23 protein-coding genes are annotated in these 23,353 nt (G+C 41.9%); 15 read left to right on the top strand and 8 right to left on the bottom strand.

Annotated elements, in window-relative coordinates; genetic code table 11:
• Position 1: 1 nt before the first annotated feature.
• The 3 genes from AC13DA_RS11355 to AC13DA_RS11345 are packed head-to-tail and all read left to right on the top strand — an operon-like array spanning position 2 to position 2,156.
• Entirely contained in the window at positions 2-964 is a 963-nt protein-coding gene (locus AC13DA_RS11355; RefSeq protein ID WP_284450806.1) for a DNA replication protein, read from the top strand.
• A 12-nt stretch (positions 965-976) separates the two neighbouring features.
• Positions 977-1,330, top strand: coding sequence for a PilZ domain-containing protein (locus AC13DA_RS11350; RefSeq protein ID WP_007145134.1), 354 nt, complete (start codon positions 977-979; stop codon positions 1,328-1,330).
• A 46-nt stretch (positions 1,331-1,376) separates the two neighbouring features.
• Positions 1,377-2,156, top strand: a complete 780-nt coding sequence (locus tag AC13DA_RS11345) for a TatD family hydrolase (protein ID WP_007145133.1) — start codon at positions 1,377-1,379, stop codon at positions 2,154-2,156.
• Here AC13DA_RS11345 and AC13DA_RS11340 read toward each other — a convergent pair.
• Together AC13DA_RS11340 and AC13DA_RS11335 are read right to left on the bottom strand one after the other, a co-directional pair.
• Positions 2,153-2,527 carry an Hpt domain-containing protein gene (locus AC13DA_RS11340; RefSeq protein WP_007145132.1) on the bottom strand — a complete coding sequence of 125 codons (375 nt, stop codon included), beginning with the start codon at positions 2,525-2,527 and terminating at the stop codon, positions 2,153-2,155. The genes AC13DA_RS11345 and AC13DA_RS11340 overlap by 4 nt on opposite strands.
• A gap of 166 nt (positions 2,528-2,693) precedes the next feature.
• Positions 2,694-3,068 carry a sirohydrochlorin chelatase gene (locus AC13DA_RS11335; protein ID WP_007145131.1) on the bottom strand — a complete coding sequence of 125 codons (375 nt, stop codon included), beginning with the start codon at positions 3,066-3,068 and terminating at the stop codon, positions 2,694-2,696.
• 120 nt (positions 3,069-3,188) lie between these two features.
• Between AC13DA_RS11335 and AC13DA_RS11330 the strand changes: the two genes are divergently transcribed.
• On the top strand, positions 3,189-3,494 hold the full coding sequence (locus tag AC13DA_RS11330; RefSeq protein WP_007145130.1) for a hypothetical protein: 306 nt from the start codon (positions 3,189-3,191) through the stop codon (positions 3,492-3,494).
• Here the strand turns inward: AC13DA_RS11330 and AC13DA_RS11325 are convergent.
• The 5 genes from AC13DA_RS11325 to AC13DA_RS11305 all read right to left on the bottom strand — a co-directional run bounded on the left by AC13DA_RS11325 (position 3,491) and on the right by AC13DA_RS11305 (position 9,397).
• On the bottom strand, positions 3,491-3,871 hold the full coding sequence (locus tag AC13DA_RS11325; protein WP_284450807.1) for a hypothetical protein: 381 nt from the start codon (positions 3,869-3,871) through the stop codon (positions 3,491-3,493). The two genes, AC13DA_RS11330 and AC13DA_RS11325, sit on opposite strands and share 4 nt — an antisense overlap.
• Before the next feature lie 135 nt (positions 3,872-4,006).
• Positions 4,007-5,665: an energy-dependent translational throttle protein EttA gene (gene ettA, locus AC13DA_RS11320; RefSeq protein WP_284450808.1), complete on the bottom strand. Its 1,659-nt coding sequence runs from the start codon at positions 5,663-5,665 to the stop codon at positions 4,007-4,009.
• 81 nt (positions 5,666-5,746) lie between these two features.
• Positions 5,747-7,153: a D-alanyl-D-alanine carboxypeptidase/D-alanyl-D-alanine endopeptidase gene (gene dacB / locus AC13DA_RS11315; protein WP_284450809.1), complete on the bottom strand. Its 1,407-nt coding sequence runs from the start codon at positions 7,151-7,153 to the stop codon at positions 5,747-5,749.
• A 79-nt stretch (positions 7,154-7,232) separates the two neighbouring features.
• Entirely contained in the window at positions 7,233-7,922 is a 690-nt protein-coding gene (locus AC13DA_RS11310) for a response regulator (RefSeq protein ID WP_273180346.1), read from the bottom strand.
• On the bottom strand, positions 7,922-9,397 hold the full coding sequence (locus tag AC13DA_RS11305) for a sensor histidine kinase (protein ID WP_284450810.1): 1,476 nt from the start codon (positions 9,395-9,397) through the stop codon (positions 7,922-7,924). Before AC13DA_RS11305 ends, AC13DA_RS11310 begins: the two co-directional genes overlap by 1 nt.
• Positions 9,398-9,554: 157 nt before the next feature.
• On the opposite strand from AC13DA_RS11305, the gene AC13DA_RS11300 reads away from it, so the two are divergent.
• The 11 genes from AC13DA_RS11300 (at position 9,555) to AC13DA_RS11250 (ending at position 22,689) form a co-directional block, all read left to right on the top strand.
• Complete coding sequence (locus AC13DA_RS11300) at positions 9,555-11,000, top strand: TrkH family potassium uptake protein (protein WP_284450811.1); 1,446 nt, start codon at positions 9,555-9,557, stop codon at positions 10,998-11,000.
• A gap of 16 nt (positions 11,001-11,016) precedes the next feature.
• On the top strand, positions 11,017-12,393 hold the full coding sequence (gene trkA, locus AC13DA_RS11295) for a Trk system potassium transporter TrkA (protein ID WP_284450812.1): 1,377 nt from the start codon (positions 11,017-11,019) through the stop codon (positions 12,391-12,393).
• A 408-nt stretch (positions 12,394-12,801) separates the two neighbouring features.
• A complete protein-coding gene (locus AC13DA_RS11290; protein WP_273180350.1) occupies positions 12,802-13,140 on the top strand; it encodes a type 2 periplasmic-binding domain-containing protein in 339 nt (112 codons plus the stop codon).
• The gene (locus tag AC13DA_RS11285) at positions 13,137-15,365 is read left to right on the top strand and encodes an EAL domain-containing protein (protein WP_284450813.1); all 2,229 of its coding nucleotides are present in this window, start codon (positions 13,137-13,139) and stop codon (positions 15,363-15,365) included. Before AC13DA_RS11290 ends, AC13DA_RS11285 begins: the two co-directional genes overlap by 4 nt.
• A gap of 102 nt (positions 15,366-15,467) precedes the next feature.
• Entirely contained in the window at positions 15,468-15,770 is a 303-nt protein-coding gene (locus AC13DA_RS11280; protein ID WP_284450814.1) for a DUF1840 domain-containing protein, read from the top strand.
• A gap of 188 nt (positions 15,771-15,958) precedes the next feature.
• Entirely contained in the window at positions 15,959-17,356 is a 1,398-nt protein-coding gene (locus tag AC13DA_RS11275; protein WP_473798278.1) for an aminotransferase-like domain-containing protein, read from the top strand.
• Between the two features lie 50 nt (positions 17,357-17,406).
• The gene (gene ccoG, locus AC13DA_RS11270; RefSeq protein WP_284450816.1) at positions 17,407-18,825 is read left to right on the top strand and encodes a cytochrome c oxidase accessory protein CcoG; all 1,419 of its coding nucleotides are present in this window, start codon (positions 17,407-17,409) and stop codon (positions 18,823-18,825) included.
• Between the two features lie 29 nt (positions 18,826-18,854).
• Entirely contained in the window at positions 18,855-20,519 is a 1,665-nt protein-coding gene (locus tag AC13DA_RS11265; protein WP_284450817.1) for a nitrite/sulfite reductase, read from the top strand.
• Entirely contained in the window at positions 20,519-21,040 is a 522-nt protein-coding gene (locus tag AC13DA_RS11260) for a DUF934 domain-containing protein (RefSeq protein WP_273180358.1), read from the top strand. Before AC13DA_RS11265 ends, AC13DA_RS11260 begins: the two co-directional genes overlap by 1 nt.
• A gap of 27 nt (positions 21,041-21,067) precedes the next feature.
• Positions 21,068-22,483 carry a cytochrome-c oxidase, cbb3-type subunit I gene (gene ccoN / locus AC13DA_RS11255; RefSeq protein WP_273180359.1) on the top strand — a complete coding sequence of 472 codons (1,416 nt, stop codon included), beginning with the start codon at positions 21,068-21,070 and terminating at the stop codon, positions 22,481-22,483.
• A gap of 17 nt (positions 22,484-22,500) precedes the next feature.
• On the top strand, positions 22,501-22,689 hold the full coding sequence (locus AC13DA_RS11250; protein ID WP_273180360.1) for a hypothetical protein: 189 nt from the start codon (positions 22,501-22,503) through the stop codon (positions 22,687-22,689).
• A gap of 31 nt (positions 22,690-22,720) precedes the next feature.
• Here the strand turns inward: AC13DA_RS11250 and AC13DA_RS11245 are convergent, their stop codons facing one another.
• Positions 22,721-23,326, bottom strand: coding sequence for a response regulator transcription factor (locus AC13DA_RS11245; RefSeq protein ID WP_273180361.1), 606 nt, complete (start codon positions 23,324-23,326; stop codon positions 22,721-22,723).
• Positions 23,327-23,353: the final 27 nt, after the last annotated feature.

Genomic DNA, 23,353 nt, shown 5'->3' with positions numbered 1-23,353 from the left:
CATGTCACTCTATCCCTGGCATCAAACACCCTGGCAGCATATTGTTTCACTTTATCAGGCGAAACGTATTCCACATGCCATTCTTATTCATGGCATACACGGACTAGATAACGATTTACTTGCTAGTGAACTGACAAAAAGTCTTTTGTGTTTAAGCGTTACTGAAGACTTTGATAGCTGTGGTATCTGTCATAGCTGTCAGCTATATGCAGCAGAAAGTCATCCGGATCATAGCGTTGTTGCACCTGAAGAAGCAGGTAAACAAATTAAAGTAGATCAAATCCGTCAGTTGAAAGATGTTCAATCGTTGATGCCAAAAATTTCGTCGGCGAAAACTGTCATCATCAAAAATGCTGACCAGATGAATACAAATGCTTTTAACAGTCTGTTAAAGCTGCTTGAAGAGCCCCAAGAAAATACCACACTGATTCTGGTTGCTGCATCGATGCGAAAGTTACCCATCACGATTAAAAGTCGATGCCAGACAATTTCTGTGTCAACGCCTGATCGTAGTATCGCTATAGACTGGCTCAAACAACACAGAGACTTATCTGAACAAGATTTAACTACATTGCTTAACCTGGCACACGGAGCACCTTTGGCCGCGCTTACAATTGGTGAAGAAGGCATTGAACAGAGCAAGAGTGTATTTAGTGGCATGGCAGCATTAATGCGATGCAAGGCTAATCCAGTGCAACTCTCTGCTCAGTGGCAGTCTTTTGATCTGATGTCTGTATTACATCAGCTACAGGCAATGATACAAACCAAGCTAGTATCACTATTGGATAAACAAGAAATGCCTGAGCCTTCATTAATCAAGCATTACTGGGGGATTTCAGATTGCATCATCCATACAATGAAGTTACTATCTTCACAGAATAATCTAAATAAAACCTTACTGATGGAAGATTTGATGGTGTCGATTATGCAGCATGCTAGTCAGATTCAACAACATCAGCAATAAACAGGTAATACGATGGCTTCTAATCCAAGAAAAGGCATTTTGTCACTGAAAATTACCGATCAAAATATGCTTTACCATTCTTACATGCCCTATGTGAAAAATGGTGGGCTATTTATCCCGACAACAAAGAGTTATCAGTTGGGAGAAGAGGTGTTTATCCTGTTATCACTGATGGATGAAGGAGAAAAATTACCTGTTGCCGGCACGATTGTCTGGATTACTCCGCGAGGAGCCCAAGGAAACCAGGCTGCAGGTATTGGTGTGCATTTCAGTGATATTGATGGAAGTGCTTCTGTTGTCAGAGGCAAAATTGAGAATTATTTAGTAGATAAACTTAAGTCTGATAAAGCCACTTACACTATGTAATTGGCTGTTATCCGATTCCTTTCCTTATTTAAGTTGTTATTGTTTTATGTATATTGATTCACATTGTCACCTTAACTTATTGGCAGATGAAGAGGGTGGCATTGATGCCATAGTCAGTGAAGCAGAGAGTCAAGGTATTGATCATATTCTGTGCATTGCCATAGACAAAAAAAGCTCCCTTGATGTTAAACATATTGCTGAAAATTTCCCTAATGTCAGTGCTAGTGTAGGCATTCACCCAAATGTTGAGGCTGATGAGCAATATAGCGTCGATGCTTTAATTGCTGAAGCGAATCACCCCAAAGTGATTGCCATTGGCGAGACGGGTTTAGATTACTTCAGAAGTGAAGGTGATCTGGAATGGCAACGCGATCGATTCAGAGTTCATATCGAAGCGGCGAAACAAACCCAAAAACCGTTAATCATTCATACACGTGAAGCGCGTGAAGATACGATGACGATTCTCGAAAATGAAAATGCCCGTGATGCCGGTGGCATCATCCATTGTTTCACTGAAAATTGGGAAACGGCTCAACGCGCTTTAGATATTGGTTTCTATATCTCTTTGTCGGGCATTGTAACGTTTAAAAGTGCAAAGGACCTGCAAGAAGTCGCCAAAAAATTACCTTTAGACAGAATTTTAATTGAAACAGATGCACCATATCTGGCACCTGTTCCTCATCGTGGCAAAACTAATAAACCTGTTTTTGTAAAACATGTCGCTGAGTTTCTCGCCGAACTGAGAGGTGATAGTGTTGAGAACATTGCGCAAGTAACAAGTCGTAACTTTAAGCAGCTTTTCCCTTCAGCAATAGCCTCTGTTTAGGTGGGGGATGATGGAGTCGTCTTTAGGTAACTGTCGATAACCGCCAGTATTCCATTTATATCGTGCTGCAACTGTGTGAAAGTCTGTCTGATAGTCTCGTTATTCTCATGCTCAGCTGCACTTTCAATGATCACGCAATCTTCGACAACTCTGGGAGCGCCAATAGCGGATGCACTTCCTTTCAATTTATGAGCAAGGCCTTTAACAGCTTGATAGTCATCTTTTTCTATAGCGAGCGAAATATCGCTTAGAGTTTGCGTGTTACTTTGCTGGAACATGACTAACATTTTTTGCAGAAGTGCTTCATCCCCTAGTAGTCGTTTCAGACTTCCATCACGATCCCATACTGTATTAAACCGCTCTCTCTCCATTGTCATCCCTTTTATTTTGAGCTTGTTTAGATGATTTATTATGGTTAAAACAGATATCCTTTGATGATATTAATATACCATCTTAGGTTATTCAGCGTAGCCCGCATTACGATGCATTATTAACGGCGTTGCAAGAGTACTATATTGGATGAACTTGGCTGACATCTTAATTTATCACGGTATCTGATGCTGTCTGCAAGATTAAGTCGAGCATGACAGGTGAAGCACCTAGATGCCGAGTCAGTGTAATGTTGATGTCCGGATAAAGTGACTTCTGAGCAGAGATTATTTCAGGAATGTCTTTAGTCACATGAGTACCAGAATTCAGAAAATAGGGCACTACGATAATTTCTTTTGCACCGGATTTTATACAGCGCTCTATACCAGTTGGAATTAAGGTCTCCGCTAACTCAAGAAAGGCAGATTCTACGATATCAAAATCATGCTCTTCACATGTTCTGATTTGCTTAGCAATATTTGTCACTTCATCATTTGATTGATGCCTGCGGCTGCCGTGAGCAATGATTAGTAATGCTTTCATTTTATTTCCTGATATTTAATTCGAACATATTATCAATAAGCGGGTTAAAAATTTCTGTGAAGAAATTAATTCGTTACTTAGAAGTCCTAGTACTCATGTTGTTCGTACAGAGAGGGTGTGATGAAACACTATATCAAGACATTATTATTGCTAGTTTTATATTCTGCAGCTGTTGTAGCTGAAGACGAGCCTGATAAACAATGCTTGCAGATTTCGAGTTTAACTGGAGATTATTTTGCACAACGTTTAGAGGGCAAAACCATGGGGGAGATGCAACAAGCGACACCTCCAGAGTTTATGCATACAGAGTTTTTCAGAATGATTGATTTGGCGATAAACCTCGCATTTACGTTTCCTGAGTCACAAACAGAAGAGCAGGTAGAACAAGCGGTTTATGATAATTGCTTACAGCATAAAGATCATTAATAGTGCATTTCACTTGAACGATGCTTATGGCAGCGGGTGACAAGATTTCTGCCTAAGCGGAACTGACTACCTTCGTCACCACAGGTCATGCAGGATTTTGCAGAGCGCATTTGTGCCTGTTTAATAATCTCACTAATATCTTTGGTGCCATTAATCACGTCACAAATGATTCTTCCCTGATGTTCTTCAATAAAAACGATTCTCGGTAAGAACATACGTTGACGATGTTTTTTGTTGATAGCTTGTGCTTCATTTTCAATAGCTGCACACATGGTGAAGACAAGATCAAACCAGCCTGACGGTATATTGATTTCATGCTGGCGACCCAGCGTGATTGGACAGCGCAATTTTAAGCGGGCTATTTGGGCTTTTTTCATAGCGTGGGTATCACAGTTATGTTACTTATCATCTCATCACTTAGACATACGCATCATGAAAAAAGATTCTGTCATTTTATAATTCAATAGCCAGAATACTGCCCGTGTATTACACCGACACGGGCAGTTTATTTTTTAACCTATCCGACGGTACTTGATACGCTCTGGTTGATGATCTTTACCAAAACGTTTTGCGTAATCTTCCGCGTATTCACTGTAGTTACCTTCAAAGAAGACGACAGATGAATCACCTTCATAGGCAATGATATGTGTGCAGATGCGATCCAGGAACCAGCGATCATGCGATATCACCACCGCAGAGCCTGGGAAGGCCAGAATGGCTTCTTCAAGTGCCCGTAAGGTTTCCACATCAAGATCGTTGGTCGGTTCGTCGAGTAATAACACATTGCCACCAGACTTGAGCAGTTTTGCCATATGCAATCGGTTACGTTCACCGCCCGATAAGTCTTTGACGAATTTCTGCTGATCCGAGCCTTTAAAGTTGAAACGGCCACAATAAGCACGTGATGGAGTTTGATAATTGCCGACAGTGATAATGTCAGCACCATCAGAAATTTCTTCAAATACTGTTTTTTTACCATCCAGCTCACGTGACTGATTCACATAAGCCAACTCAACAGTGCTGCCGATTTCTATCTCTCCAGAATCAGGCTGTTCTTCACCTGAAATCATACGGAATAAGGTAGACTTACCCGCACCGTTAGGGCCGATAATACCGACGATAGCCCCTGCTGGAATGGATAAGCTCAGGTCTTCAAATAACAACTTATCGCCATACGACTTCGTGACATTTTTCAGTTCGATAACTTTATCGCCGAGACGTGGACCAGGTGGAATATAGATTTCCTGTGTTTCATTACGTTTTTGGAATTCACGTGAATTCATTTCTTCAAATGATTTCAAACGGGCTTTAGATTTAGTCTGACGACCTTTAGCACCTTGTTTAACCCATTCCAGTTCCGCTTTAATCGCTTTTTGATGGGAAGCTTCTTCTTTTGCTTCTTGTTGTAAACGTTGGTCTTTCTGCTCAAGCCAGGAAGAATAGTTACCCTCGTAAGGAATACCACGACCGCGATCCAGTTCCAGAATCCAGCCAGCCGCATTATCAAGGAAGTAGCGATCATGGGTGATAGCAACCACAGTACCTGGATATTCTTGTAAGAAGCGTTCAATCCAGGCAATAGATTCTGCATCTAAATGGTTGGTCGGCTCATCAAGCAGCAGCATATCAGGATGATCCAGTAATAAACGGCATAATGCGACACGGCGACGTTCACCACCAGATAAGACTGACACAGGCGTCTCCCATGCTGGAAGACGTAAGGCATCAGCGGCACGCTCTAGAGCATTTTCAAGATTATGACCGTCTTTTGCCTGAATCAGATTTTCAAGTTCTGCTTGTTTTTTGGCTAGTGCATCAAAGTCAGCATCTGGATCGGCATAAGCAGCATAAATAGCATCAAGTTCATCCAGTGCGCCTTTGACGTCAGAGACCGCTTCTTCAACGACCTCACGAACAGTTTTACTATCATCAAGCTCTGGTTCTTGAGGTAAGTAGCCGATATTCAGTTCCGGCATTGGGCGTGCTTCACCAATATAGTCTTGATCGATGCCAGCCATAATCCGGAGTAAACTTGATTTACCCGAGCCATTAAGACCAAGCACCCCAATTTTTGCACCAGGGAAAAAGGATAAAGAAATATCTTTCAGTATTTCTCGTTTTGGCGGAACAATTTTGCCCACCCGATTCATACTATATACGTACTGAGCCATGGTTAACTTTCCAAGAATTTGACGTGATAAGAAGCCGAAAATTCTACCTATTTCGGCCTTAAATTGCGAGAGGTGACTCCATTAGAAACGTTGATAAATCGACTCATATAGCGACTTTTCAAATTTCATTACTGGCCAACGAGACTGTTTTTCATCGGCAGGATGAAAATTGGTGACAATCTGTACAAACAATAAATCGTGATTACTCTTTGTACGAATCTTTCCTGCCAGATTGTACGTGCCATACAGTGTGCCGGTTTTTGCTTGTATCTGACCTTTTAATGGTGGTTTATTAACACTGCTGCGAAACGCTAGCGTACCACTTTCACCCGATACCGGAAGGTCGTTTATTAAGCCTAACTCGGGATGTTTGAAAATATACGACACGACTTGTATCAATTGTTCTACGGACAGTCTGTTGTTTCTCGATAAACCTGAACCATCGACTAGCATTGCATGACTTAAATCGATATTCGCTTGTTGTTTGAGGATGTGTTGTAACGCGGCGATGCCATTTTCATAGCTGCCTGCCTGTTTATAAAACACATGACCTATGGTTTTTAAGATATTGTCAGCAATAAGATTATCGGAATGTTTAAGCATATCTCTGACCAGAGTGTCTAAAGACGCTGATTGATGTTCAGTAATCACGGTTCCGGTTTTATTGTCATCCCTGACTATCTTCCCCTTAAGCTGTATACCTGCTTTTTTTAATGCATCTTCAATATTGGCTTTTGCATAAGCAGTGGTATTTTGCAGGGCGAATTTTAATTTAATCGGCAGGTAGGATTCATGGATACAGCCACCAATCTGATAGTGATTTTTATTGTCAGCTAATAACTTCATCTGACAATAGTCATCGCTGGTCGGTTTGGTTTTGATGATTTGTAATGTGGAGGTATCGATATGAATCGGTTTTTTTGCTGACAATAAAACCGAGGGTTTGCTGGCACCTGGTTTGATGTATAAATTGCCAGTAGCACAGTTTTTATCCATAGAAATACTGCTTGAGGGGGCGCTGTAACAAACACCCAGATTGTCCCAGGGCAATCCGATAGCACGCTCATAATCATCAAATATCGATCCATTGATATAAATATTGCCTTTGATAACGGATTGGCTGGAGCGAAGTGATTGAAATAAGGCATCTAAATCATCAGAGCTGAAGTCAGGATCGCCACTAAACCGAACAATCACATCATCCTTATGACGTTCAAGACGTGTAACAAAACGAAAGTCATCTTTAAGGTACAGTTTTGCTGCTAATGCGGTCACTAATTTCTGCAAACTGGCGGGAGGCTGTAATTGATCAGCGCGTTGAGCTACCAGTGTTTTCCCTGTCTTCATATCAATTAGCTGAAAGGCAACATCGGTCGCTTTAGGTGTGTTTTTATTGGCTAAGCCATCAACCGTTAGCGTCGCTGCAGACAGGCTAAAGCTGCTGAACAACACAAGCAAGGCAGGTAATGTGACTAGACGTTTGAGCATGCAGATATCCTGATAGAGTGAATGACGCATTGTGAGCGCTGTCGGTGCAGATATTCAAGTGGGGAAGGGAATAAATAGTTTAGTATTTGAATCGATAACCAATCCCTTGCACGGTAATAATAAAACGGGGCTGCATAGGATCATCATTCAGTTTTTGGCGAAGATGACCCACCAGAATTCGCAGATAATGCGTTTCACTGACAAAGTGCTCTCCCCAAATAATTTTAAGTAATTGCTGATGCGTAAGAATCCGTCCCGGCGTTACTGTGAGCTGATACAACAGTTCAAACTCCTTACGAGACAAATGGATAGCTTCATTGTCTAACCAGACTTCATGGCTTTGAGTATCAATTGTTAAATTATCAAACTGTATTCTGGCTTGAGTGCTGGGTTGATTATCATTAATCCGAATCAGTGCGCGAACCCTTGCCATTAATTCACTGATACCAAAAGGTTTGGTAACGTAATCATTGGCACCCGCATCAAGTGCCCTGACTTTTTCATCTTCGCTGGCTCTGACTGATAAAACGATGATAGGGATTTGAGAACGCTTTCTCAGTTCTTTGATGACTTGTTGACCATCTCTGTCTGGCAAACCTAAGTCGAGAATGATGAGGTCAACAGGCTGCTTGCTTGCTAACTCAAGTCCTTCTGAAGCATTTGTTGCTATAACAACTGTGTGTGATTGTGCTTCCAGACTGATTCTGAGGAACTGTCTGATCTGGGCTTCATCTTCAATGATAAGAATAGTTTTGGCTGCGATGTTCATTATTCCGGGCCATAGACGACAGGATGTTTGGGCAGGGTGACATGCATGATTGTGCCACCAGATGGATTATCTAACACGTTAATATTACCGCCATGTGCGGCAATCATCCCTTTCGATATAGCCAAACCCAATCCTGTGCCTGTTTTGGTTTGGGAATCACCATGGGCTACGCTGTAAAACATATCAAAGATTTTTTCTTTTTCTTGATCGGCAATACCCGGACCGTTATCAGAAATATCGATTTCAATGCAGCTTGTTGTTAGTCTGGCTGCTAAATGGATTTGTCCCCCGATCGGCGTTACTCTCGCCGCATTATCGAGAATATTCACTAGTGCTTGTTCAATGAGCAGACCATGTACCCAGATGATAGGCATATTGTCCTGGATATCGATTTCAATATGTCGCTTATCCAATTCATCACGAAGCCGATATAAAGCACCTGCGGTGATGTCTTTAATATCGACCCAGTCACGTTTTAATGTGACTTTGCCCTGGCCAAATCGTGTCATATCTAATAAGTTCTGAATATGTCGATCCAGTCGTTGTGACTCATCAAGAATGGTGGTCAGCAGTTGCCGTTGATCCTGTTGAGACAGTTTTTCTTGATATTCAAGTAAGCTTGAAGCTGAGCCAATGATGGAGGAAAGCGGAGTCCTAAGGTCATGTGAAACGGAAGACAATAGTGCAGAGCGTAATTGTTCTGTTTCAGATATCAGCCGGGTTTTTTCTAAATCTTCAGCCAGTAAAGTTCGCTCTAAGGCCAATGCCGCCAGATTGGAAAAGGTATGGAGGGCAGCAGATTGCGATTCAGATAATTGTTTGGTCACATAGATAAGTGCCAGTGTTTTATCGGCCGATCTTAAACTGAAAAACTGACCTTTTATCTGCTGCAAATACGTATTCTCATGCCGCCAGATGCTCTCGAGTATTGCATCATCGGGTACTGATAATGTCGATGGGGTGCAGATGAACTGTTGTTGATGTCTGTTAATAAAACAAAAAGGTGTGGATGTTGTTTGAACAATGGCATGTTTCAACCTGCTCATCACCTCCTGACTTGTGGCGGCAGATGTCATTTTCTGACTAAAAGAAAAAAAACGATGCTGACGATCTAGTGCCTGTTTTGAGTCTGCAATTGCCAGACGCATTTTCGAGGCCAAATTTCCGGTAATCAAACTGACAGAGATAAATAAAAGTAAGGTCGCAAAATCATGGCGGTGAGTGATATCAAGCGTAAAAAATGGTTCGGTAAAAAAGAAGTTGAACACGGTAAAACTCAGTGCACTGGCAAAGATGGCCGGCCCCAATGCTGTTTTGGCAGAAATAAATACAATGCCAGCCATAAACAGCAGTAATAAGCTGGTATGAGGTAACCAGGGCGTCAACAACTCTGTGATAAGACTAATACCGATAACAGTTAATGTAGCAAGCCAATATCCTGTCAGCAGAGAAGTCGTTTTAGTTATATTGAACACGTTATCTATCGATTGTTTAGGTGATTTTTATATTATTTTTACAATGTGATTAATACTGCAAGGCATAATGCAGTTCAGAAGCGCTTAAGTAATGTTTATTTTTCATTGCTGTCGTTTCTTTTCACAGTTAGTCATACAAATTGAGGATAGTTAATCTATGCATTGGCGAGCCATTCTAAGACTATTTGGTATCTTATTGATGTTCTATAGTCTGAACTTCGTGCCATCCATCATAGTATCGCTCTATTACCAGGATGGCGAACTGAATGTCTTCTTGCTATCCATGTTATCTGTCATCGCTATTGGACTGGTATTGTGGCTGCTGAACCAAAATCAGCGACAAGAGCTTTCGGTTCGGGATGGTTTTCTCGTGGTGACACTGTTTTGGATTCTATTAGGATTGGTCGGTGCCTTACCGTTTCTTTTTGGTTTACATCTGGATTTGACCGATGCCGTATTTGAATCAATATCCGGTTTTACTACAACCGGGGCAACGGTTATTACTGGCCTGGATCAATTACCCCAGTCAATTTTGTATCACAGACAGCAAATACAATGGCTTGGTGGCATGGGGATTATTGTACTTGCGGTAGCGATTATGCCGTTACTCGGTGTCGGTGGCATGCAGCTTTATCGCGCGGAAACATCCGGGGTTGCAAAGGATGAAAAGCTCACCCCCAGAATTGCTGAAACAGCACGTTCTTTATGGATTATTTACCTGATTCTGACAAGCCTGTGTGGTGTTGCTTATTACTTAGCTGGGATGACTGTTTTTGATGCGGTTGGCCATGCTTTTACTACTGTAGCAACCGGTGGTTTCTCAACTCATGATGACAGCCTTGGTTTTTATAACAGCCCGCTTATTGAACTGATCGCGATTGTATTTATGCTGGCAGGTGGCGTTAACTTTGCTGTGCATTTCATTGTTTTCAGGAAAAAACTACTTTCCCCTTATGCCAAAGATCCTGAAGTCAGAACCTATGGTCTAGTGTTTTTATTTGCCAGCTTATTTGTTGCAGCCAGTCTTTACCTGTCAAATGCTTATGGCTCTGTTGCAGAGTCTCTGCGTTATGCGGCTTTTCAGGTTGCCTCGGTACTGACCAGTACTGGATTTGGCACCGCTACCTTTGCCAGCTGGCCATTGCATATTCCATTGATTATGGTGATTTTGTCATTTACCGGTGGCTGTGCTGGTTCGACAGCGGGTGGCGTAAAAGTGATGCGGGTGATGTTATTAGCCAAGCTGGGCTTAAGACAGTTATTTCATCTGGCCCACCCCCGAGCTGTTGTCGTTGTCAAACAAGGTGAAAGAGCCGTCTCAGAAGAGGTGTTGTATTCAGTCTGGGGTTTTTATGTGTTGTATATCGTCACTTCGCTGTTCCTGACCGTTGCGATGATGGCGGCAGGATTAGACCTGGAAAGTGCATTTGGGGCCGTGGTCGCTACCATTAATCTATTGGGACCGGGTCTGGGTGAGGTCGCCGTTAACTTTGTCAGTGTGAATGACGTGGTGAAGTGGCTCGGGGTCTTCGGAATGTTAGCAGGTCGATTGGAAATCTTTACCTTGCTGATTTTATTTATTCCCGCTTATTGGCGTCATTAAAAGCAGAGGAAAAACGATGAAAATTATTATTTTGGGTGCGGGCCAGGTTGGTAGCTCAACGGCTGAGAGTCTGGTGAATGAAGGTAATGATGTCACTGTCGTTGATACTGACAGTTACTTACTCGAACGTATTCAGGATCGCCTGGACATCCGTGCGGTTAATGGACATGCCTCATCTCCGGAAACATTAGTAACAGCAGGCATTGAAGATGCCGACATGTTAATCGCCGTCACGCAGAATGACGAAATTAATATGGTCGCTTGTCAGGTAGCCAGTGCTTTATTTAAAACCCCCAAAAAACTGGCACGAATTCGTGCGTCTGATTATGTTGAATATCCCGCCTTATTTTCACCTGAAGCCTTCGCTATTGACGTCATTATCAGTCCGGAACAATTAGTTACTGCTTATCTTCAACGCTTAATTGAACAACCGGAAGTATTACAGGTAGTGGAATTTTTTGATGGCAAGGCACAACTTGTTGCGGTAGAAGTCAGTGATGAAAGCCCGATGGCGGGCCAGCCCATCAGCAAGTTACTTGATATTTTGCCGGATATAAAAATGCGAGTTGCTGCTATTTTCAGAAATAACGACGTTATTCAGGCCACAGGCAAAGTGGCATTACAGCCCGGTGATGAGATTTTCTTTTTAGCACTGACTCATCATATTTCTAAACTGGTTAAAGTATTTCGTCATGCATACAAAACCTATGAACGTATCCTGATTGCCGGCGGCGGTAATATCGGTCGTCAACTTGCCAAACGAATTGAATCTAATCACAAAATAAAAATTGTTGAGTCTGACGCCAAGCGTGCACGCTTTATCGCTGAGGATTTAAAAAAGACAGTTGTTTTGCATGGTGATGCGGGCGATGCCAACTTATTAAAAGAAGAGAATATCAGCAAGATAGATGTATTCTGTGCCGTCACCAATGATGATGAAGTCAATATACTTTCTGCCATGCTCGCCAAACGCATGGGAGCACGGAAAGTCATTTCGATCATCGGCAAGGCGAGTCATGTCGAGCTGGTCAGAGGCACCAGTATCGATTTGGCTATTTCGCCGGCACAAATCACTATTGGCAGTCTGCTGACACATATTCGTAAAGGTGATGTGGTGACAGTACACTCACTTAGACAAGGGGCCGCTGAAGCTATAGAAGTTATCGCTCATGGTGATTTTAATACATCAAAAGTAGTTGGCCGGCATATCGAGCAAATCAAACTGCCATCCAGTGCTTCTGTGGCAGCAATTTTGCGTGAAGGTGAAGTATTGTTCTCAGATAAGTCATTAGTGATTGCACCAGATGATCACTTGATCATCTTTATATCTAACCAGCGCGATATCATGGCTGTTGAGAAGTTATTCCAGGTCGACTTTAATTATTTAATGTAGCCAGCCTGAATTTGTGCCAACTGTTTCACGTATTCTACGATCAAAGGAAAAATTCCTAGGTCTGTTATTCATTTTTTAACGGTAGAATTTTAATGTCTTTTAAAAAACAGTTGAGAGATGGCGCGGCGGTGAGCAGTTGCAATGTAAGGTTTATATTATGATGATTTACCGTCTTCTTAAACGCAGTCTTGTTATGACAGCACAATAAAATCACCGACTATAGAATTACTTTCAATAGCTTAAATCAAAATTTAAAAATTTCGATTTGAAATGCGTATGCATTATGCATATTTTTGCTTTTACGATTATTTGCAATTAATAAATAAATCTGTTTTTAATAGGTTTGAGTTGTAAGTCTCGATAAATAAGTCTCATCAATTATTAACCTTTATTAAGAAGAGGAAAAGGATGTCATTAAGCTCAGAGTCAGGTTCCTATATTTCAGCTAGAATCAGTGAATATAAAATGCCTCCCCTGAAAGATATGCTTGTTATGGGCAAAGATGCACCAATAGGTTGTATTGCAATGAAACGGGCTTTGGATCTGCTGGTAAAGACTCCTTACGAACATATCGAAGTAGATGATGATGTCATTGGTGATATCTTGATTCGCCAGTCCTTATTAAGGAGAATCAGCAAAGAGCAATTAATGGATTTTGTTCTGACTCATACAAAATCACTCCTAGGTTCAGACGAAGTACTTCATATCGAACTTAGTATTGATGTGCATTTATCAAGAATAAAATGAATACGCTATTTGCAAAGGATTGTTTAGAAACGGATTCGATTCAGTACGTACTGGATGAAGAACGACCAAGAAAGATTGATAAAAATACGATCTTCGCCGTTTTTAGTGAATCTCCTCATAGTGGCAAGTTTTGTGGTCTGGTGACACTTCAGGAAGTATCAAAACATCCTGACTGGATATTCGCTGATTTGTGTAACAGAACATCTAACATTTTTGTCACGCCTGAAACACCAATAGAACAAAGTCTGGCCATGTTAGATATCAATGGTCAGGATTTATTACCGGTTATTGAAGATGATCGTTTTACTGGCGTTATCACACGTTCAGGAATATTTGAACGAATCGTCAATAGAAAACAGCATCTCCTCAAAGAATCTCATACTTCACTTGAACAGATTGAAGAAGAGCATCAACAGTTGCTTTCATGGTCAAACCGTCTAGAAGAACTTCATGATCGTTCTCGTGACTTATTAGCTTGTCTAGCGACCATTTCTGCTGAGCCAGAAGTGAAATTCCAAGGTATCAAAGCGCTAGCCAAAATTGTTCAATGCCATTCTGCATCGGTTCAGCTTATTGATAACAATTATTCAATTACTGACACAACAGGTATTGGCTTTACTGCGGAACAGTTATCCGTTTTTCATCAATGTTTGTCATTACACAAAAATATCCTGCCAAATAAACCACAACTACTGAATGAATTATGTGCCGAATGCCAAGAAGGGCAGCATAATCTCTCTTCAGTTTTACTTGTTCCTATTAGACGTGACACTCATACCTTTGGTTATATTCTGCTAAGCGAAAAGCTATCAGGTCAGCAATTTGATAAAAATGATGAATTATTTGCCTTAAGTTTTGCTCATACTTTGTCTCTAGCACTGGATAACGCACAAAAACTAGAGCAAGTTGAAAAGGCAAGACATGATTTAGATTATTTAGCTTATTTTGATGCGTTAACTGGCTTGCCGAATCGTTCATTATTAACAGATAGGCTCCAGCAAGCAGTCAAGCTCGCTGCACAGAAAAAACACTCTCAAGCACTGTTATTCATTGATTTAGATGACTTTAAAAGGGTCAACGACTCATTAGGACACTTGGTAGGTGATGAGCTTTTATCAGCAGTGGCTAAACGATTACCTGAAAGTTTGAGTAAAAACGACACTTTAACGCGCTTTGCCGGTGATGAGTTTGTCGTGCTGATGACCTACATTAACGAGCCCGTTGATGCTGCGAATATTGCAGAAAATATTATCAGTAGTTTTCACGCGCCTTTCATTATTGATGAGCACGAAGTATATGTATCTATCAGTATCGGTATCGCCTTTTTTAACGATGGTATAGAGAGTGTCGATCAGGCGTTATCTGATGCGGATAACGCACTTCGTCATGCTAAAGCACTCGGTAAAAACCAATATCATTTCTTTAGCGATGATATGAATAGCTCTGTACAAAATCATTTTGAGTTAGAAAACCGTCTTCGTCGTGCCATTGTTGATAATGAACTAGAACTCTATTACCAACCCAAAATAGACATTGTCACCGGTGATACGGTGGGATTCGAAGCATTGCTTCGTTGGCATAGTGTTGAACATGGAGATATTTCTCCGTCAATATTTATTCCTATTGCTGAGAAAAGCGGTCTGATTGTCTCTATAGGAGAGTGGGTGATTGATAAAGCCTGCGAACAAGCCAAACAGTGGTTGGATTCAGGCTTTCCTGCACACATCTCAGTGAACTTATCTGCTAGACAGTTTTTACATACAGGGAAACCAAATAAGCTTTTTGAACTTATCGAGGCCTCTCTAGACCGTTATCAGTTACCGGCCGAATACCTTGAAGTCGAAATTACAGAAAACCTGATGATGCATCATCTAAATGAGAGTTTCGCCATATTAGAAAAACTCAAAAATATTGGTGTAAAAATATTCATTGATGATTTCGGTACCGGTTACTCATCACTCAGTTACATCAAAAAATTTCCTATCCATGCGTTAAAAATTGATAAATCGTTTATTGATGATCTCGTGAACGATGAGAATGATGCTGCCATTGTCACCGCAATTATTGCGATGGCAAAACAACTCAAATTAGAAGTCGTTGTAGAAGGTGTCGAAACTGAAGAACAGCTTGCCTTCTTTAAAGATAATGACTATGAAGTGGTGCTGCAAGGCTATTATTTCTGTGCACCTTTGCCTGCAAATGAAATTCGCTATATTTATGAATAAAGTGCCTGGCTGATAGACACACCCGCCTCACAATCTTTTATACATCACCTCTTAATTCAACGTAACATGTTGCTTATTGTGCAACAGACGACGGGAGATCTCATGATTGTCACATTTAAAACTAAACCGTATGCCGATATCACCATGTTTGGCGATGTTGCCATTCATTTACTGAAACTTATGGGGCATAGCGGTACGGTTCCAGGGGCTATTGTCGCTGAGGATGTATCAGCTTATCTACAGCGTTTACAACAAGCCGTCAGCGAAGCTAAAGCGAGGGATGGGCAAGACGATGATAGTGATGATGAAGAGAACTCTCATATCCCCATTACAAAACGTGCTTTGCCGTTGATTGAGCTTCTACAGGCAGCAGTTAATGCCAACGCTGATGTGATGTGGGAATAAGTGTAAGCGTTAAACACGCTTTTTTGCGCAAGCACAACATTCAAATTCCATCAAAAAGGCCTGATTGTATGTAATTAAAAAAATAACAACCCATACAATAACTTATTTTGTATGTTTTTATTGCATACAAAGATGGTGAAGCATAGCATCTACTCCAAATTGTACGGCAAATGGCAGTGGGGTAGAGAATGTCTATGTGGTCACCAAGAATTGATACAAATGCCCGGGTTAAATACATTGGTATCGTGGATGCCATTGAAGCGGATATAAAAAATCGCTTATTGAAACCCGGTGATCGTTTGCCAGCACAGAGACAAATGGCTGATGCACTCTCTGTCGATTTGACGACGGTCACAAGAGCGATTAATGAAGCCGCCAGAAGAGGTCTGGTTGAAACCCAGAGGGGAAATGGCTGCTTCATCGCTCAAACCACTTTCTCTCATTACAACTCATCTCAGCTTATTGAAGGCAAACCGCTGGATTTAAGCATGAACAACCCGCCCATTCCGAGCGGACTGAATCTTGAGAAAAAAATTTCCGAAGCTATCAGCGAGCTTAGTCTATCCGGTATTTCTGCATCACATCACCTCTGCTATCAGGAAACAGCCGGTCATCCGGATGATCGTGAAGCAGGTCAGCAATGGCTATCATCGAAACTTACAGGTTTAAATAGCGATCAACTCTTGATTTCAAGTGGTGCTCACAGCGCTTTGTTTTGTTTGTTGAGTTATCTCAAACGTAAAGGCGCCAAAACCATAGCTGCTCCAGAGTTTTCCTATCCTGGATTGAGAGCAATGGCCGAGCAGTTACAACTGGACGTTGTCGGTATCAGTATGGATGAGCAGGGAATCATTCCAGAACAGTTACAACTACAATGTGCGAAACAAACAATCGATGTTTTGTATGTCATCCCCAATATTGATAATCCCACCACAGCGACCTTGTCTGTACAGCGTAGAGAGTCGTTAATTTCCTTAGCAAATCAATATGATATGACTGTTATTGAAGATGATCCTTATTACCAGTTCATCGATGAAAAACTGCCGTCACTCTACAACATGGCAAGAGATCGCACCTGGCATATTGCCACAATTTCAAAATGTCTCAGCCCATCTTTACGTGTTGCTTATATCGCCTCACCCAACATTAATGATGCCTTGGGTCTGACAGAAGAAATGCGAATCAGTCATTTAATGGCACCACCATTGATGACGGCCGTTGTCTCACACTGGATCAGGCACCACAAAATTGATGAGATCACTCAGGCGATTAAGACTGAAAATATCAGAAGACAGTCATTAGCTCAGTCAATTTTTCAGCAAAGTGATATTGCCTCTCATCCTGCCTCACCGCATCTTTGGTTGAGAATGCCACATGGATACAAAGCATTAGATTTTGCCGAACAAGCAAGCAGGATAGGGGTTTCTATTGTGCCTTCAACGGCATTTGTCATGTTCCGAAGTCGTAGTCAGGCCGTTCGAATTTCACTCGGGGCCAGCAGTGACTATGAGTCATTAAAACAAGGGTTAACGCTGTTGTCGGATTTATACCGGCCAGGATTAATTCGTTCAAAAACCATCGTATAACAACAAAAACATACTCGTTTTCAGCATTTAGCCACAGAGGAGTTCCTGTGATGAGCAAACTATCAGAAATACCCATTAAGGTTGAAGTTTATGATGCCTTATCCGACTGGGAAGTACATACCGGTGAGGGTGAGAATGTCATTGCCAAGCGAATGAAAGGCCGGTTCAGGACTTTAAAAAACTTCGGCATGTCTGTCTGGCTAATCTACTTTCTCGGCCCTTACTTGCGTTGGGATGGTCATCAGGCTGTTTTACTTGATATTCCTAAACAACAATTTCATTTATTTGGTTTAACTTTATACCCACAGGATATCTGGGTCCTGTCTTTAACGCTATTGTTCTTCGCCATATTATTGGCTGCTGCAACCAGTATTGCTGGTCGTGTCTTTTGTGGTTATTTCTGTTTCCAGACCGTATGGACCGACGTATTTACCTTTATCGAAAGCCAGTTTGAAGGCAATACGCCACAGAAACAGCGTAAATTTAACGCAGCTCCCTTGACGGCAAATAAAGCGATTCGAAAGCTCGGCAAACATGTCGTGTGGTTAGCGATTGCCATCCTCACTGGCATCTCATTTTCAGCCTGGTTTACCGATGCCTATCAGTTATGGGGTGATATTTTCTCTCTTCATGCCGCCACACCAGTTTGGGTAGCCATGGGCATATTTACCTTTTTCACATACTGGTTTGCTGGCTTTATGCGTGAACAAGTCTGTTTCTGGTTATGTCCTTATGCACGTCTGCAGGGGGTGATGTATGACCAGGAAACGGTTTTACCTGCTTATGATGCTGTTCGCGGTGAACCAAGAGGTAAGTTATCACGCTCTGGTGTACAAGAGGCTAATAAAGGCTCATGTATCGATTGTAAATTGTGTGTTGCTGTATGTCCCACTGGTATTGATATAAGAAAAGGTCAGCAAGAAGGCTGTATCACATGTGGTTTATGTATTGATGCCTGTGACAGCATCATGGATAAAATCAATGAGCCAAGAGGCCTGATTCGTTACGCATCTCATAAAGAGCTTCACCAAGGTCAAACTAAAGTCAGCCTTTGGAAACGTCCTCGAGTCATTGTTTACAGTTTGATCATGGCTTTTTCTATTATTGGTGTCGGCTATGGCTTTACTCATTTTGAACCTACGGAATTTAATGTGGTTCACGAAAGAAGACCTTTGTATATACAAATGAGTAACGGTGACATTCAAAATAAATACACCTTAAAACTGCTGAATAAAACAGATCAGCCACTCGTTGTGAACTATCACATTGAGGGGCTGCCGTCAGCTAGCGTAGATGGTTTAGAGCAGGGCATTACGATACAGCCAGGTAAAATCGTCCCTGTCACAGCCTTAGTCAGATTACCTTCGGATACGACCTCATCTGGCTTGCATGAATTTCACTTTGTCGCCACGAGTGAGGGGAATTCAGCCATCAGTAACCGTTATAAAGCGGTGTTTATTGCCCCTTAATTTAGGTTAGATATTACAAAAGGTTAGTTATGTATCAGTATGATTCTTATGATAAAGCGCTCGTTTTAGAGCGTGTCAGACAATTCCGTGATCAAGTGAATAGATATATCAATGGCGCGTTGTCTGATGAAGAGTTTATGCCACTGAGATTACAAAATGGTCTCTACTTACAAAAGCATGCTTACATGCTACGTGTGGCGATTCCTTACGGCACTTTGTCTGCAAATCAACTACGCACTCTAGCGGATATTGCCGATCAGTTTGATAAGGGGTATGGCCATTTCACTACACGTCAAAACATTCAGTTCAACTGGATAACGCTAGAGCAAGTGCCTGATATCCTGCAGAAACTGGCTGATGTCGAAATGCATGCTATTCAGACTTCAGGCAACTGTGTCAGAAATGTCACCACGGAAGCGTTTGCGGGTGTTTCAGCTGACGAAGTGGTTGATCCAAGGCCATACGCAGAAATTATTCGTCAGTGGTCGACGATTAATCCTGAATTCCTGTTTTTACCACGCAAATTTAAAATTGCTGTGTCTTCCTCAACCGAAGACCGTGCTGCAGTAAGAACGCATGATATAGGTCTATATCTTTATCGTGATGCTGATGATGAACAAATCAAAGTTAAAGTGATGGCCGGTGGTGGGCTAGGTCGTACACCGATCATCAGTGAGTTATTAAAAACCGATCTGCCATGGCAGGAAATGCTGACCTATCTGGAAGCCGTACTGCGTGTGTATAACCGTCATGGCCGACGTGATAATAAATATAAAGCCCGCATCAAGATTTTGGTGAAGAGTCTCGGTATAGAAGCTTTTGCCGCTGAAGTGGAAAAGGAATGGCAGAACCTGAAAGGGGGACCAGCTCAGTTAACGCAAGATGAGTTTCAGCGTGTTGCCAAGCAATTCGGTATTGAATCTTATGAGGCAACAGATAGCAAAGAATATGTATATCTACTGAGTGAAAATAATGCCTTTGCCAATTGGATTAAACGGAATACACATGAACATAAACACTCAGATTATGCTTCAGTTGTGATTTCGACCAAACCTGGCCCTGCAACACCGCCAGGCGACGTGACATCACATCAAATGCGTGCTGTTGCTGATATGGCAGAACAATATGGCTTTGCAGAAATTCGGGTCACCCATGAGCAGAATCTGGTACTACCTTCAATAAAAAAAGCCGATCTCTTTGTTTTATGGACTGCTCTTCAGTCAGAAAATCTCGCTGCACCTAATATTGGCCTGCTAACAGACATGATTACCTGCCCGGGTGCTGATTACTGCTCGCTGGCAAACGCAAAATCTATCCCAATTGCTGCGGCAATACAGCAACGCTTTTCAGATTTAGATTATCTACATGATATTGGCTCACTGAGTTTGAATATTTCTGGTTGCATGAACGCCTGTGCCCATCACCATATTGGCAATATTGGCATTTTGGGTGTCGATAAGAATGGTGTGGAGTGGTATCAAATTACCATCGGCGGTGATCAAGGCAAAAATGCACGTTTGGGCAAAGTGATTGGGCCATCATTTCTGGCGGATGATGTGCCAGATGTTATCGACACGCTTATCAATGTCTTTCTTGAATACAGAGAGCAGGATGAGAGCTTCAGTGACACAGTTGATCGTATTGGAATCCCGCCTTTCAAAGAACGTGTTTACCAAACAGCGGAGATGAATTAATGAAAAATATTATTTGCCTTCGTGATACCGAGCAGCCTCTGATTATCGAGCATGATAATTGGATTTTGATCAAAGAATTGGAAGATATTGATCAACATTCCGAGCATGAAAAATTGATCTTACCGTTTAGCCTGTGGGTCGAGTCTGTTGAACATCAGCCAGCTAACAGAGCAAAAGCCGTGTGGCTGCAGAATGATGCCGATATTTATACCTTATCACCCTGGCTGGAACAGCTGGAGCTTATCGCACTCGATTTTCCTAAATTTACTGATGGTCGGGCCTATAGCCAGGCAGTAGAGTTACGAACACGACTGAAGTGGAAGGGAGAGTTGCGAGCGACAGGTGATGTATTACGGGATCAACTCAGCCATATGCATCGTTGTGGTTTCGATAGTTTTGCTGTCAGAGAGGATAAAGATGTGTTTGATGCGATTAAGGGCATTTCTGGTATTAGCACGATGTACGCTGGTTCAGTATTAAATCCTGAACCTCTGTTTAGACGACGCCAGGATATTCGCTGAATAGGGCAAAACACAGAGAGGTATAAAATGGAAACAAAACCCTATAATTACGATATTGTGAAGTTTTTTACGGTCATGGCGTGCATTTATTTGGTGATCGGCACTGGTGTAGGTGTATGGATCGCCTCTGAGCTTGCCTGGCCGGTATTAAATTTTGATAATCCTTACCTGAGTTTTGGACGGCTGCGGCCTGTTCATACCAATACGGTGATTTTTGCTTTTGCCGGCAGCACATTAATGGCGACAGCCTATTATGTTGTTCAACGCACATGCAGTGTCGCTTTATGGAGTAATAAACTGGCCTGGTTCACTTTCTGGGGCTGGAATGTTGTCATTATCGGCATGTTTATCACGCTGCCATTGGGTTATACCCAGTCAAAAGAATATGCTGAGATGGAGTGGCCTCTGGACGTATTAATCACAGTTGTCTGGTTGGCTTTTACTTTTAACTTTATTATGACTATCGCCATTCGTCGTATCTCACATATCTATGTGGCTAACTGGTTTTATCTGGCGATGATGATTGCGATTATTTATTTACATGTCGTCAATAGCCTGTCTATTCCAGTGGAACTATGGAAATCCTATTCTATTTTTGCCGGTGTTCAGGATGCGATGATTCAATGGTGGTGGGGCCACAATGCCGTTGGCTTTTTCCTGACAGCAGGCTTTCTTGCCATCATGTATTACTTTGTACCTAAACAGGCTAATCGTCCGATTTATTCTTATCGTTTGTCGGTTATTCACTTCTGGGCGTTGGTGTTTGGTTACGTCTGGTTAGGAGCTCACCATCTTCAATACACCGCGTTACCTGACTGGACTGGATCACTGGGTGCGGCTATTTCCCTGGCCATGATTATTCCTTCATGGGGTGGAGCGATTAACGGCATGTTTACCTTAAGTGGTGCCTGGGACAAACTGCGTACAGACTATATTTTACGGTTCCTGATTGTGTCATTGGCTTTTTATGCCATGTCGACATTTGAAGGCCCAGTTATGTCGTCTAAAACGGTTAATGCCTTATCTCACTATACAGACTGGACGATTGGGCACGTTCATGCGGGAGCACTGGGTTGGGTTGCCATGGTATCTATCGGTGCTATCTATCATATGGTCGAAAAACTATGGCGAGTGCCTTTGTATTCAACCAAACTGGTAAACACCCATTTCTGGATGGCGACCATCGGTACCGTTATCTACATCACAGCTATGTGGGTGTCAGGCATTATGCAAGGTTTGATGTGGCGTGCTTATGATGATTACGGCAATTTAGCGTATACCTTTGTGGAATCAGTCGCACAGATGCATCCTTATTACGCCATGCGTGCTGTGGGTGGTTTGGTCTTTTTCCTTGGTGCTGTTGTTATGCTGTTCAACGTGACGGTCACTATTCGTCAAGCGGTTAGACAAAATAAACCTGTTATTCAGTCAGCCACTTCATAAGCGATAAGGAGTCAATAATGAAATGGTTTATTGGTGAATTTTTTGCAATGGATATTGCTGCAATGACGGCTTCAGACTGGTTGGCAACCTGTATGAGCGTTTTATTAGCGATTGCGATAGGCATAACGTATTACCGGGTTTTTCATCCCAGGTATAAAGCAGAACTTGAGTCTCACCGACATCATTTAATGCATGACGACAGCTGAAATAAGAGCCCCACTGGATGTGGGGCTTTTTTTATGTATCTAAATATTGTTTAGCTTTCAATACCGCTTCAGTTCGGTTTGAGACTTGAAGTGTATTCAAAATAGCGCGGACATGAATTTTAACGGTACTTTCACTTAAGCCCATATCCAAGGCAATACGTTTATTTGAAGCACCTTTTGACATCATGGCAAATACTTCTTGCTGACGAGGTGTAAAGTCAAAGGTGTTGTTTGAAACGGCTTCACTGGGGATGGCCGGGTGAATCGAAATGCCATGGTTTAATATCAAGGTTAAAGCTTGGATAATTTCCTCATTTTTCATTGATTTAAGGATGTAACCTAAAGCACCTGCAGCCATCGCGCTCTGAGTGTCTTCAGGATTATCTGAAGAGGTAATGACAATTAGGGGAACGTCTGGAAAATGTGTCTTAATCTGTTTAATACCTGCAACGAAATTCAGGCCGGGCATGTGTAAATCAACAATGAACGCTGACCAGTCTTGTTCAGTTTGTATTCGTTGAATCAACTCATCAAAACTCGTCGCCTCAGTACAGCTATATTCGGAAAAATGTTGCGTTATCAGCATGACTAAGGCGTCACGATAAAGCTCATGGTCATCAGCAATCAGCAATTTCATGATGTTTATTTATCATTCCTTTTTGTT

Source organism: Methylophaga sp. F-2 (assembly GCF_056859315.1).
Note: the sequence above shows the minus strand (reverse complement) of the source record. Positions and strands in the feature narration are given on the sequence as shown.